The organism is Novosphingobium olei (assembly GCF_037076535.1).
GTDB classification, from domain to species: Bacteria; Pseudomonadota; Alphaproteobacteria; order Sphingomonadales; family Sphingomonadaceae; genus Novosphingobium; species Novosphingobium olei.
Genome location: NZ_AP029021.1, coordinates 3244251 through 3256881, shown reverse-complemented (window position 1 = coordinate 3256881; position 12631 = coordinate 3244251). Strand labels below are relative to the sequence as shown.

Genomic DNA, 12631 nt, shown 5'->3' with positions numbered 1-12631 from the left:
AATCGCGGCGCGCCGAGCCAGATGGCCATCGGCGTGTCAGACAATGAATTGCATATGCATGGTGTAACCACAACAGGTGTCCAACATCGCGGCGGCGATGTCCTACACCCCTGATCGCCTGTATACCGGGCGCCATGCACCGCCCGAACACCCCGCAATCCTGCCATTTCCGCTGCCAACGGCTCCGCCGTCGGCGGCCTTGGACCGACGGCCGGGGGTTGCCGGAAGTTTATCCCCTGAAGTCTGTCAACTTTGTCAACTTGGCCGATTTAAGGTGGGCCGATCCGGCGCGGATCGGCCTCGTCCAAACGGCCGATCAGCCGATCTCCACCACGATCCGCCCGCGCACCTTGCCAGCCAGGATCTGCGGGCCGAGTGCGATCACGTCCTCCAGCGGTACGGTGGTGATCATCGCTTCCAGCCTGTCGAGATCCAGTTCGCTGGCCAGCCGCTGCCACGCCTCGAACCGGCGCGGGCGGGGGCAATGGACGGAATCGATGCCCAGCAGCTTGATCCCGCGCAGGATGAACGGCGCCACCGATGCCGGCAGGTCCATGCCCTGCGCCAGCCCGCACGACGTCACCGCGCCGTCGTACTTGGTCTGGGCAAGGACATTGGCGAGCGTGTTGGAGCCGACCGAATCCACGCCCGCCGCCCAGCGCTCGCCGGCAATCGGCTTGGGCGTGCCGGACAGCTCGTCGCGGTGGATCACTTCGGCGGCGCCCAGCCCCTTCAGGTATTCAGCCTCCTCGGTCCGCCCGGTCGAGGCGATGACATGCCAGCCGGCGCGGGCGAGCAGCGTCGTCGCCACCGAGCCGACCCCGCCGGCCGCCCCCGTCACGATCGCCGGGCCATGGTCGGGCGTCACGCCCACGGCATCGATCGCCATGACCGAGAGCATCGCGGTGTACCCCGCCGTGCCGATCGCCATCGCCTGCCGCGCCGTCAGCCCTTCGGGCAGCGGCACCAGCATGCTCGCGGGCACCCGGCTCTTCTGCGCATATCCGCCAAGGTGGGTCTCGCTCGTCCCCCAGCCATTCAGGAGAACCTTGTCGCCAGGCTTGTAGTCGGGGCTGCTCGAAGTTTCGACCACGCCGGCAAAGTCGATGCCGGGGATCATCGGAAAGCGGCGGACGATCGGTGCCGCGCCGGTCAGCGCCAGGCCGTCCTTGTAGTTGACCGTCGAATGGCTGATCCGGACGGTCACGTCGCCGTCCATCAGGTCGGCCTCGGGAAAGTCCTTCAGCGCGACGGTCTGCCCGCCTTCGCCCTTTTCGATCACGATCGCCTTCATCGTCGCAGTCCTTTCTGGTTGTCGGCAAGCACCATCGCGGCGCCCTTTGCCCCGATCATCACGGTTGGCGTGTTGGTGTTCCCCGATGTGATCGTCGGCATCACCGAGGCATCGATCACGCGCAAGCCTTCGATGCCAATCACGCGCAGCCGGGCATCGACCACGGCGGCCGGGTCGTCGGTTCGGCCCATCCTCGCCGTGCCGACGGGGTGGAAGATCGTCGTGCCGATGTCGCCCGCCGCCTTCGCCAGCGCGGCCTCGTCGTCGCCCACGCCGGGGCCGGGCAGCCATTCGGCGGGCTGGTAGGGGGCGAGCGCGCCTTGCCCCATCAGCCGGCGGGTAACCCGGATGGCATCGGCGGCGACGCGGCGGTCCTCGTCGGTCGCGAGGTAACCCGGCGCAATGACCGGCTTGTCCGCCGGATCGGCCGAGCGCAGCCGCACGGCCCCGCGCGATGTGGGCCTGAGGTTGCAGGCCGACACGGTGATCGCCGGGAAGCGGTGCAGCGGATCGCCGAACCTGTCGAGCGACAGCGGCTGGACGTGGAACTGGATGTTGGCGCGCTCGTGCTCGGGCGAGGAGCGGGTGAACAGGCCGAGCTGCGAAGGCGCCATCGTCAGCGGTCCGTTGCGGAACAGCGCGTATTCCACCCCCATCCACGCCCGGCGCGCCAGGTTCCAGTACGTTTCGTTGAGCGTGCGCACCCCCGCCACGGTGTAGATCGCGCGCTGCTGCAGATGGTCCTGCAGGTTGCCGCCGACACCCGGCCGGTCGACCAGGCGGGCGATCCCATGGCGCGCCAGCTCAGCCGCCGGGCCGATGCCGGAGCGCTGCAGGATCAGCGGGCTTGCCACCGCACCTGCACACAGGATCACTTCGCCCCGGCACCGCGCCTCCACCACCTCGCCGCCGCGGCGGAAGCGGATGCCGGACGCGTGGCCCTGTTCGATCACCACGCGGTCTACCAGCACCCCGGTTTCGAGCCGCAGGTTGGGGCGCCCCAGCACCGGCTTGAGGAACGCCGTCGCCGCCGACCAGCGCACCCCGCGCTTCTGGTTCACATGGAAATAGCCGACGCCTTCGTTGTCGCCGGTGTTGAAATCGGGCACCGAGGCGACGCCCATTTCGTTCGCGGCGCGGGCCACGGCATCGAGCACGGGCCAGCGCACGCGCGGCGGTTCGACCCGCCATTCGCCGCCGGTTGCATGGTGTTCTCCATCGCCCAGGAAGTGATCGTCAAGGCGGCGGAACACCGGCGCCACATCGGCCCAGCTCCAGCCTTCGAGGCCCAGCTGCCGCCAGTGGTCGTAGTCGGCCGCCTGCCCGCGCATCGAGATCATCGCGTTGATCGCCGAGCAGCCGCCGATCACCTTGCCGCGCGGATACTTGAGCGCGCGGCCGTTGAGGCCGGGTTCGGCTTCGGTTTCGAACATCCAATCGGCACGCGGATTGCCGATGGCGAACAGGTAGCCGACGGGAATGTGGAACCAGATCCAGTTGTCCCGCCCGCCCGCTTCGAGCAGCAGGACGCGCGTGCCTGGATCGGCGGAGAGGCGGTTGGCGACGACGCATCCGGCCGAGCCTGCGCCGACCACGATGTAGTCCCAATCGCCTTCCAGCCTAACGCCGTCTTCGCCCAATTCCGCCTCTTCCCGACAATCGCCTCGTGCGAGGGCGGTTGATTAATCGCGCAGTTAAGAACACTGATGGCGCAACGAATCAACCGGCACAAGTGCGCGTTGGCAAGCAAGCGCCACCCGCACCGCCGCCATGCAAGAGGTGCCCGAACGTGACAGTCAGCGATACCACCCCCGTCATCGTCGGCGTCGGCCAGTTCGTTGAACGGATCGACGCGCCCGATTACGCAGGTCTTTCGTTTGCCGACTTGTCCGAGCGCGCTGCGGCAGCAGCCATCGCCGATGCGGGCGCTGACATTTCCGGGCGCATCAAGGCGGTGGGGTCGGTGCGCACGTTCGAGGAATCGGGCGCGATGCAGGTGCCCTTCGGTCGCGCGGAAAAGATGCCGCTGGCCGTGGCGCGCCGGCTGGGCCTGAAGCCGGACGTTGCCATCCTGCACAAGGTCGGCGGCCAGTCGCCGCTCGCGCTGATCGCGGACCTGGGCGACAAGATCGCGCGCGGCGAAGTCGAGGCTGCGCTCGCCTTCGGCAGCGAGGCGATCTCCACCGTGCGCCACCTGACCACCAAGGGCGAGACGCGCGACTGGGCCGAACATGACGATGGCGAGATGATCGACATGGGGATGGGCTTCGAAGGCACGCTTTCGGCCACCAGCATCGCCCACGGCATCCGTGCCCCGGTCGTCGCCTATGCGCTGTGCGAGAACGCGCGCCGGGCCAAGCTGGGCCTGTCGCGCGCCGACTATGCGCTGGAGATGGGCAAGCTGTTCGCCCCCTTCACCGAAGTCGCCGCGACCAACCCCTACAGCTCGGCCGCGGTCAAGCCGATGAGCGCGGAAGAGATCGCCACCGTGGGCGAGCGCAACCGCATGATCGCCGATCCATACCCGCTCAAGATGGTATCGCGCGACCAGGTGAACCAGGCGGCCGCCGTGGTGCTGATGTCGGTCAAGGCCGCGCGCGAAGCGGGCGTGCCCGAAGACAAGTGGGTCTACCTCCACGGCGCGGCGCTCGGCACCGAGCGCGAGATCCTCGACCGGCCCGAGATCGACGCCTATCCGGCGGCCAAGGCCGCGATCGACGCCGCCTTTGCGACAGCGGGCAAGAGCGCCGACGACATGGCCGCGTTCGATTTCTATTCCTGCTTCCCGATCCCGGTGTTCAACGCCGCGGTGCGCTATCTGGGCCTTTCGCCGCAGGACCCGCGGGGCCTCACCGTCACCGGCGGGCTTCCCTACTTCGGCGGGGCGGGCAACAACTATTCGATGCATGCCTTTGCCAGCATGACCGAAACCTTGCGCGAAAAGCCCGGCAGCTTCGGCTTCGTCGGGCTGAACGGCGGCTTCCAGTCGAAGTACGGCGCGGCGATCCTGTCGACCACCCCGCGCGAATGGCCGGGCTGCGAAACGAAGACGGTGCAGGACAAGCTCGACGCCGTACCCAAGGCGGTGCTGGCAGAAAAGCCAGCGGGCGCGGGCACGGTGGGCACTTATACGATCGTCTATGCCAAGGCCGATCCGGTGCAGGCGATCGTGATCGGCGACCTCGACAGCGGGGGGCGGTTCATTGCAGAAAGCCGTGATGCCGCGACCATCGCCGCGATGATCGAAAGCGATCCGCTGGGCAAGAAGGTGACGGTCACGCCGGACGAGAAGCGCAACGGCTTCGTGCTGGGCTGAGGAGACGAGAAGAAATGATCAACCGGCCCCACACCACCATCATCGCCATCCACGGCAAAGCCCCGCGCATCCACGACAGCGCGTTCATCGCGCCGGGCTGCCGGATCATAGGTGATGTGGAGATCGGGCCGGACGTGTCCATCTGGTACAACTGCGTGATCCGCGCCGACGTCAACCGCGTGGTGATCGGCGCGCGCAGCAATATCCAGGACGGCACGGTGATCCACTGCGACAGCCCCGAGCCTCGCCACCCGAACGGCTTTCCGACGATCATCGGCGAAGACGTGCTGGTGGGCCACATCGCGATGATCCACGGCTGCACGATCGAGGATCGCGGCTTCGTCGGGCTGTCGACCACGGTGATGAACGGCTGCGTGATCGAAAGCGACGGCATGCTGGCGGCGGGTGCGCTGCTGACGCCCAACAAGCGGATCGGCGCGCGCCAGCTGTGGGGTGGCCGGCCGGCGGCCTACATGCGCGATCTGACCGACGAGGCGATCGCGGGGATGCGCGCGGGCGTGGCGCACTATGTGGAGAACGGCCGCGCGCATAAGGCGGCGGTGGAGGCGGCGCTGCTGGCGGACGCCGCCGGCTGATACCTTGGGTCGAGCTTGCCACCGCGCGTTGCGGGCGCGGTTCAGCTGCCGTCGGTGATCAGCGTTCCGCCATCGACGACAAGGTTGTGGCCGGTGACGAAGGCGCCTGCGGCCGAAGCGAGGTAGACCGCCGTGCCACCGATCTCGGCCGGGGTGCCGGGGCGGCGCAGCGGCGTCATCGCCATGCGGCGAGCCATGAACGCCGCATCGTCGAGCAGCGGTTGCGACAGTTCGGTGGCGATGAAGCCGGGCGAGATGGCATTGACCCGCACCGCCTGCGGCCCCCATTCGACCGCGAGGTTGCGGGCAAGCTGGGCGACCCCTGCCTTTGCCAGGGCATAGGCATTGATGCGCCCGTTGCCGCGCAGCGCCGAAAGGCTGGCAATCAGGATCGCCGCGCCACCGCCCGCGGTCGCGATGTGCGGCAGGGCAAGGTTGCACAGGACGACCTGGCTGCGCAGGTTGATCGCCATCACCCGCGCATAATCGTCCATGTCGATCGTTGCGAAGGGACCGGCGCGGCCGGTGATCCCGGCATTGCAGACGAGCACGTCGAGCCGGCCGAGGGCGGCAAGCGCGAATTCGACCAGTGCGGCCAGATCATCATCGCTGCTGACGTCGCACGCCAGGCCCGGCATGCCGAGTTCGGCGGCGACGCGCGCGGTGTCATCGGCATCTTCGCTGGAGATGACGACCCGCCCGCCCGCCGCGATCAATCCTTCGGCGATGGCGCGGCCGATTCCCCGCGTGGAGCCGGTGACGATCGCGCCCTTGCCCGAAAGGTCGAACACGATCAGTGCGAGCCCACCTCGTGGCCCGTCACCTGTTCCGGCTTGGCTTCATCGAGCGGAACGCCGTTGTGCAGGTAGGCCGGCGCTTCGATCAGGATGAAGGCGATGCGGCAGACCTTGTCGGTGGTGTTGCGCCACAGGTGGTTGGTGCCGCGCTGGATGATGATGCCGCCCTGGCGGATCGTCTTCTTGCGCCCGTCTTCCAGTTCCAGCTCGATCTCGCCTTCCAGCACGATGCCGTAGTCGATCGAGTTGGTCCGGTGCATCGGGCTTTCCTTGCCCGGCAGCATGTCGGTGATGCGGATGACCGACCCGCCTTCGAGCGTCAGGCCGGTCTTGCGGTCGCGCCCGTCGGTTTCGTCGTTGTTGTCGGCCGGGACGGTGGCGGTGCTCCAGATCGTGAGGAACGAGGCGTCGCCGGTGGGAATCATCCGCGTGGGGCTGAAGTCCTCGGACTTGAACACGGCGCGGCCGTTCTCGTCATGGCCGGTGACGACGCGCTGGACGGCCGGCAGGCCGGAATCGGAAAGAATCTCACTCACGGTTGCACCACCTTCTGCTTGAGCACGCCGAACGGCGAGCGGCCATCTGCGGTCCGCGCCTCCATCCGCACGGTATCGCCATACTTCATGAAATCGGTGATCGGCGCGCCGGTATCGACGATCTCGATCCCGCGCCGCTCGGCGATGCACGAGGAGCCGACTTCGCGATAGTCGGGGTTCGACACCGTGCCCGAGCCGATCACCGTGCCGGCGGCAAGGCGACGGGTGCGCGCGGCGTGGGCGATCAGTTCGTGGAAGCCATAGGCCATCGGTTCGCCATAGGCGTTGCCGAATTGCCGGCCGTTCCAGTCCACCCGCAGGTGCATCGCCGGGCGGCCGTTGCGCCAGGCATCGCCCAGTTCGTCGGGCGTGACGGCAAAGGGCGCCATCCCGCAGGGGGGCTTGGCCTGGAGCCAGCCGAAGCCCGAGCGCATTTCAGGGCCCGCCAGCTTGCGCAGCGACCAGTCGTTGATCTGCACGACAAGGCGGATGTAGGCGTGCGCTTCGTCCGCGCTCGTGCCCATCGGCACTTCATCGACGATGATGCCGAATTCACCTTCGAAATCGATGCCGAGATCTTCCGATGCCATCGGCACGTCGGCATTGGGGCCATAGAAGGTGTCGGAAACGCCCTGGTACATCGGTGGCCAGTCGGGCTTGAACGGCTCGATCGCCAGGGCCTTGTCCATCAGTTCGCCATGGCTGGGATAGACCGAGCCATCGAGCCACTGCCACGCGCGCGGCAAGGGGGCCAGCAGCGCGGCGGGATCGAGATCGTGTTCGAAGCGGTCGATCGCGGCAAGCGCGCCGGCTTGCGCGGTCCAGTTGTCGAGCAGATCGAGCAGGGTGGCGACAGGGGCCGGTGCGTAGCGCGTCCCGTCGGGGGAGACCACCACGAGGCGGCCGTCCTTCGTTCCATCTTGAAGCGTGGCCAGGCGCATGCCGGCAGTTCTCCCATGATTATCCGTAAGTGCCGCGTAGCCCCAGCCCAAGCCGGCCTTCAAAGGAATTTGGTCGATAGAATGGCATTGATTCTATGCGATGGTGGGCTCTGCCACGGTGATGCAAGGGGGCTGCCGACTATCATCCAGACCTTGCGGGGAGTATTATGGCCCAGTGGCTCAAGCGCGGCGCGGCTGCAGAGGTTAAGGCAGAAACGGACCGGAAGGTCCGCGACATCGTCGAGGCGGCCCTGGCCGACATCGAACAGCGCGGCGATGCCGCAGTGCGCGACATGTCGATCAAGTTCGACGGCTGGGACCGGGAAGATTACCGGCTGAGCCAGGCCGAGATCGATGCGGCGGTCGACAGCCTGAGCCCGCAGGAGCGCAAGGACATCGAGTTCGCGCAGGCCCAGGTGCGCAATTTCGCCCAGATCCAGCGCGATTCCATGAAGGACGTGGAAGTCGAGACGATGCCCGGCGTCGTCCTTGGCCACAAGAACCTGCCGATCCAGAACGCCGGCTGCTATGTCCCCGGCGGCAAGTATCCGCTGCTGGCTTCGGCGCACATGTCGGTGATCACCGCCAAGGTGGCCGGCGTGCCGCGCGTCATCACTTGCGCTCCGCCGTTCCAGGGCAAGCCCGCCCGCGCGATCGTCGCCGCCCAGGCGATGGCCGGCGCCGATGCGATCTATGCGCTCGGCGGCATCCAGGCGATCGGCGCGATGGCGATCGGCACACAAAGCATCTCGCCGGTCGACATCCTTGTCGGCCCGGGCAACGCCTTCGTCGCCGAAGCCAAGCGCCAGCTGTTCGGCCGCGTCGGCATCGACCTGTTCGCAGGCCCGACCGAAACCCTGATCATCGCCGACGAGATCGGCTGCGATCCGGAAATGGCCGCGACCGACATCCTCGGCCAGGTCGAGCATGGCCCTGACAGCCCGGGCGTGCTGCTGACCAACAGCGAGAAGTTCGCGCGCGAGACGATCGCCGAGATCGAGCGCCTGCTGCAGATCCTGCCGACCGCCGATCACGCGCGCAAGGCGTGGGAAACCTTCGGCGAAGTCATCGTGGCCGATAGCTACGAGGAAATGGTCAAGGTTGCCGACGACATCGCCAGCGAGCACGTCCAGGTGATGACCGCCGACCCGGACTACTTCCTGAAGAACATGACCAACTATGGCGCCCTGTTCTTGGGCCAGCGCACCAACGTCAGCTTCGGCGACAAGGTGATCGGCACCAACCACACCCTGCCGACGAAGAAGGCGGCGCGCTACACCGGCGGTCTGTGGGTCGGCAAGTTCCTCAAGACCTGCACCTACCAGAAGGTGCTGACCGACGAGGCTTCGGCGCTGGTCGGCGAATATTGCAGCCGCCTGTGCGCGCTGGAAGGCTTTGCCGGCCATGGCGAACAGGCCAACATCCGCGTCCGTCGCTTTGGTCACCGCGACGTGCCCTATGCGGGCCAGGCGACGCCGAGCGAGCTGACGGTCGCCTGATGGGCTTGCCGCGCACGCCTGCGTTCAGGCTTGACGGCAAGCGCGCGATCGTGACGGGGGCGGGTCGCGGGATCGGCCTCGCCGCCGCCGCGGCGCTGGCCGAGGCCGGCGCCGCGGTCACCCTCGTCGCCCGTTCGGCGGGCGAGATCGAGGCGGGTGCGGCCGAGATCGGCAGCGGCGCCCAGGCCGCCACGCTCGATGTCTCGAACATGGGCGCGGTGGCCGCGTTCTTTGCCGAGCGCGAGCCGTTCCACGTTCTCGTCAACAATGCCGGCACCAATCGGCCCAAGCCGATGTGGGACGTGACCGAGGACGACTTCGACGCCGTTCTGGGGCTCAACGTCAAGGCGGCCTACTTCGTCGCGCAGGGCTGCGCGCGGCGGATGATCGAGACCGGTACGGCGGGATCGCTGATCCACATGGGCTCGCAGATGGGCCATGTCGGCGGACCCAATCGCAGCCTCTATTGCGCGAGCAAGTGGGCGCTCGAGGGCATGAACAAGAGCTTCGCGCTCGACCTTGCCCGGCACGGCATCCGTTCGAACACGATCGCGCCCACGTTCATCGAAACGCCGCTGACGCGCCCGTTCTTCGAGGATGCCGAGTTCAAGGCGAGCGTCCTTGCCAAGATCAAGCTCGGCCGCATCGGCCAGCCCGAAGACCTGATGGGCGCCGTCGTGTTCCTCGCCTCCGAAGCCTCGGCGCTGATGACCGGAACCAGCCTTGTCGTCGATGGCGGCTGGACCGCAGAATAGAAAGTCCCTGAAATGTTCGAACCGTTTCCCGGAAACTACGTGTGGAATCTCGGCATCAACCTGGCGCTGATCGCCGGCGGCAACCACGGCGAGCTGGACGAGGCCTGCCGCCCCGTGCGCGAGGCGGCCAAGGCGGGCGCCGACGCCGGTTCGGCGCAGCTGTTCGACAGCTGGATCGCCGTGGCCGACCAGGTCGCCCGCAATGCAGAGCGCGACGAGAGCGAGGGCTTCCTGCTGTCCGCCGGCGCGAAGTACCTGCGCGCTTCGGGCTACTACCTGGGGGCCGAGCGCCTGCAGAGCCGCGACTACGCCCCGCGCTGGATTGCCTATGACAAGGGGCTGGAGCTTTACCACAAGGGCAGCGCGCTGAGCGGCCTCCACGTCGACAAGGTCGACATCCCCTACGAAGGGTCGAGCTATCCCGCGATCTTCGTCCACGATGGCAGCGGCACGCCGCGGCCGACGCTGGTTTCCGTCAACGGCCTGGATTCGATGAAGGAACAGGTCAACATGGCGGGCCACGGCGCGGTCAACCTGGCGCGGGGCATGAACACCCTGTTCCTTGACCAGCCCGGCACGGGCGAGGCGATCCGCAAGCGCAACCTGCCTGCGGTCTACGACGCCGAGCGCTGGGGCAGCCCGGCCTTCGACTATCTGCTGACGCGATCGGACGTGATCCATTCGAAGATCGGCATCTTCGGCCTTTCGTTCGGCGGCTATCACGCCCCGCGCATCGCCGCGAACGATCCGCGCTATGCGCTTTGCGCGGTGATGGGCGCCAACCACGTCTGGGGCCAGCGCCAGCGCGAACGCGTCGCCAACGAAGGCGAAAACCCGGTGCCGCATTACTGGGACCACGTGATGTGGGTCTTCGGCATCGACAACCGCGAAGACTTCCTGACCTATGCCGACCAGATCACGCTGGACGGCCAGGTCGAGAAGATCCGCGTACCGTTCCTGATCACCCATGGCGAAAACGACCGCCAGATCCCGGCGTACAACGCACAGATGAGCTATGACCAGGCGGTCAACAGCCCCAAGCGCGCGCTGCGCATCTTCACCAGGAAGGACTTCGAGGTGGAACATTGCGGCGCGGACAACGGCACCGGCATGCGCGACTACATCGCCGACTGGTGTGCGCAGACCTTCGCCGAGCTGGGTTGAACGATGGCCGAGTTCACCTTTCACCACGGCGGCGTTTCGGTCCCCAGCCTTGACGAGGCGATCGACTGGTACGGGCGCGTGCTCGGCTTCGAGCTGGAGAAGCGCTTCTACATCGAAGCCGCGCGCAGCCACACCGCGATGGTCCGCAAGGGGCCGCTGCGCTTCGAGATCTTCGAGGTGGAGGGCGCCGCGCCGTTGCCCGAGGAACGGCGCATGCCGCCCACCGACGTGAAGACGCATGGCAACAAGCACGTGGCGTTCCGCGTCGACAGCCTCGACGATTTCCTCGCCGAGATGGAAGAGAAGGGGGCGGACGTGGCGTTCGTCGTGCGCGAAAAGTTCGGCCGGGGTTGCTTCCTGCGCGACTGTGCCGGAAACCTGATCGAATTCGTCGAGGAGCCGGTGTCGTGATCTTCGAAGTTGCCAGCCTTGTCATCGATCCTGCGCGCGCGGCGGAATTCGAAGCGGCCGTGGCGCAGGCCAAGCCCCATTTCGAGGCCGCCCGCGGCTTCGTCTCGTTCGCGCTGCAGCGCGTGATCGAGGAACCGGGCGCCTATCGCCTGCTCGTCGGCTGGGAAACGGTCGAAGCGCACATGGTCGACTTCCGCGAATCCGAAGGCTTCCAGCACTGGCGCGGGCTGGCCGGCCCGTTCTTCGTGGCGCCGCCGTCGGTGGTCCACGTCGAAACGGTGGTCTGACCGGTCGGCAGCGATTGCGGCCGCCCCGCCTGGCCGGCTCAGGCTGATCGGGGCCGGTTCATCCGGTATTCGATTTCGAGCGGGTCGATCGCTTCGCCGCGCCCGTCGGCCGGGCCGGCGCCCTTGCTGTCGGCCGCCTGCGCCAGCTTTTCCACCACCCAGCGCAGCAGCGCATCGTTGTTGTTGGAAATGTGCCACTGCAGCGTTTCGCGGATCGGCGGGATGTCGAACGGCAGGTCATGCATGACCAGCGGGCCGTTCTGCGTGACGATCTCCGCCATGCGCCGGTGCATGGTGGCGATGCGGTTGGTGTTGATCAGCAGGCCCGGCAGCGAAAGGAACGATGGCGCGACCACCTCGACGCGGCGCTGCTGCTTCTGGCGGCGCATGAACCAGTCCTCGAACGCGGGCACGCGCAGCTTGCCGAAGCGCGCGGTGACGTGGCCGAGCGCGAAGTAGGCATCGCGCGTCATCGGCTGCGCCATCGCCGGATTGCCGTCCCAGCCGACCACCACGTAGGTGTCCTCGAAGATGTCCCGGCTGGGATGGTCGGTCGAAGTGGCGAAGTGGATCGTCAGCAGCAGGTCGATGTAGCCGCGTTCCAGCGCCTCGATCGGGGCGTCGTGCATCGGCTGGATCTCGAAGCGGATGTTCGGGGCTTCCAGCGCGATCGCGGCGATGGCGCGCGTGAGCAGCACCTCGGTGGAATAGTCCGAAGCCATGATCCGGATCTGGCGGTCGGCGGTGGCCGGCTCGAACGGCGGCGCCACCGCAACCGTGGTGCGGATCTGTTCGAGCACGCTGCGGACGGGTTCGATCAGTTCCTCGGCGCGCGTGGTGAGGGTCATCTGCCGACCCTTCACCACCAGCAGGTCGTCGCCGAAGTATTCGCGCAATCGGCCGAGCGCGGACGACGTGGCCGATTGCGACAGGCACAGCCGGTAGGCCGCAAGGCTCACGCTCTTTTCGGTCAGCAGCGCATCGAGCGCCACGAGCAGGTTGAGATCCAGCTTTCCGAACCGCATCGTCTTCTCT

13 protein-coding genes are annotated in these 12631 nt (G+C 67.2%); 7 read left to right on the top strand and 6 right to left on the bottom strand.

What is annotated here, in order from left to right; translation table 11 throughout:
• Positions 1–316: 316 nt before the first annotated feature.
• A complete protein-coding gene (locus AACH40_RS15360; RefSeq protein WP_338643156.1) occupies positions 317–1294 on the bottom strand; it encodes an MDR family oxidoreductase in 978 nt (325 codons plus the stop codon).
• Positions 1291–2934: a GMC family oxidoreductase gene (locus AACH40_RS15355; protein WP_338643155.1), complete on the bottom strand. Its 1644-nt coding sequence runs from the start codon at positions 2932–2934 to the stop codon at positions 1291–1293. The genes AACH40_RS15360 and AACH40_RS15355 overlap by 4 nt, the downstream gene beginning before the upstream one ends.
• Before the next feature lie 149 nt (positions 2935–3083).
• Here AACH40_RS15355 and AACH40_RS15350 point away from each other — a divergent pair, with 149 nt between their 5' ends.
• A complete protein-coding gene (locus tag AACH40_RS15350) occupies positions 3084–4610 on the top strand; it encodes an acetyl-CoA acetyltransferase (protein WP_338643154.1) in 1527 nt (508 codons plus the stop codon).
• A gap of 14 nt (positions 4611–4624) precedes the next feature.
• A complete protein-coding gene (locus AACH40_RS15345) occupies positions 4625–5206 on the top strand; it encodes a gamma carbonic anhydrase family protein (protein ID WP_338643153.1) in 582 nt (193 codons plus the stop codon).
• 41 nt (positions 5207–5247) lie between these two features.
• On the opposite strand, the gene AACH40_RS15340 is transcribed toward AACH40_RS15345, so the two are convergent.
• Genes AACH40_RS15340 through AACH40_RS15330 form a run of 3 tightly spaced genes read right to left on the bottom strand, consistent with a single transcriptional unit; the run spans position 5248 to position 7480 of the window.
• Positions 5248–5997: an SDR family oxidoreductase gene (locus AACH40_RS15340; protein WP_338643152.1), complete on the bottom strand. Its 750-nt coding sequence runs from the start codon at positions 5995–5997 to the stop codon at positions 5248–5250.
• A 2-nt stretch (positions 5998–5999) separates the two neighbouring features.
• Positions 6000–6539 (bottom strand): cupin domain-containing protein, encoded by a 540-nt coding sequence (locus AACH40_RS15335; protein WP_338643151.1) that lies wholly within the window; start codon positions 6537–6539, stop codon positions 6000–6002.
• The gene (locus AACH40_RS15330; RefSeq protein ID WP_338643149.1) at positions 6536–7480 is read right to left on the bottom strand and encodes a fumarylacetoacetate hydrolase family protein; all 945 of its coding nucleotides are present in this window, start codon (positions 7478–7480) and stop codon (positions 6536–6538) included. The genes AACH40_RS15335 and AACH40_RS15330 overlap by 4 nt, the downstream gene beginning before the upstream one ends.
• 167 nt (positions 7481–7647) lie before the next feature.
• On the opposite strand from AACH40_RS15330, the gene hisD reads away from it, so the two are divergent.
• The 5 genes from hisD to AACH40_RS15305 are packed head-to-tail and all read left to right on the top strand — an operon-like array spanning position 7648 to position 11596.
• The gene (gene hisD, locus AACH40_RS15325) at positions 7648–8979 is read left to right on the top strand and encodes a histidinol dehydrogenase (RefSeq protein ID WP_338643148.1); all 1332 of its coding nucleotides are present in this window, start codon (positions 7648–7650) and stop codon (positions 8977–8979) included.
• Complete coding sequence (locus AACH40_RS15320) at positions 8979–9734, top strand: SDR family NAD(P)-dependent oxidoreductase (RefSeq protein ID WP_338643146.1); 756 nt, start codon at positions 8979–8981, stop codon at positions 9732–9734. The genes hisD and AACH40_RS15320 overlap by 1 nt, the downstream gene beginning before the upstream one ends.
• A gap of 12 nt (positions 9735–9746) precedes the next feature.
• Positions 9747–10898 carry an alpha/beta hydrolase gene (locus AACH40_RS15315; protein WP_338643144.1) on the top strand — a complete coding sequence of 384 codons (1152 nt, stop codon included), beginning with the start codon at positions 9747–9749 and terminating at the stop codon, positions 10896–10898.
• 3 nt (positions 10899–10901) lie between these two features.
• Entirely contained in the window at positions 10902–11309 is a 408-nt protein-coding gene (locus AACH40_RS15310) for a VOC family protein (RefSeq protein ID WP_338643142.1), read from the top strand.
• Entirely contained in the window at positions 11306–11596 is a 291-nt protein-coding gene (locus tag AACH40_RS15305; RefSeq protein ID WP_169491477.1) for an antibiotic biosynthesis monooxygenase, read from the top strand. The genes AACH40_RS15310 and AACH40_RS15305 overlap by 4 nt, the downstream gene beginning before the upstream one ends.
• A gap of 38 nt (positions 11597–11634) precedes the next feature.
• On the opposite strand, the gene AACH40_RS15300 is transcribed toward AACH40_RS15305, so the two are convergent.
• Positions 11635–12621 carry a LysR family transcriptional regulator gene (locus AACH40_RS15300; RefSeq protein WP_169491478.1) on the bottom strand — a complete coding sequence of 329 codons (987 nt, stop codon included), beginning with the start codon at positions 12619–12621 and terminating at the stop codon, positions 11635–11637.
• Positions 12622–12631 lie beyond the last annotated feature (10 nt).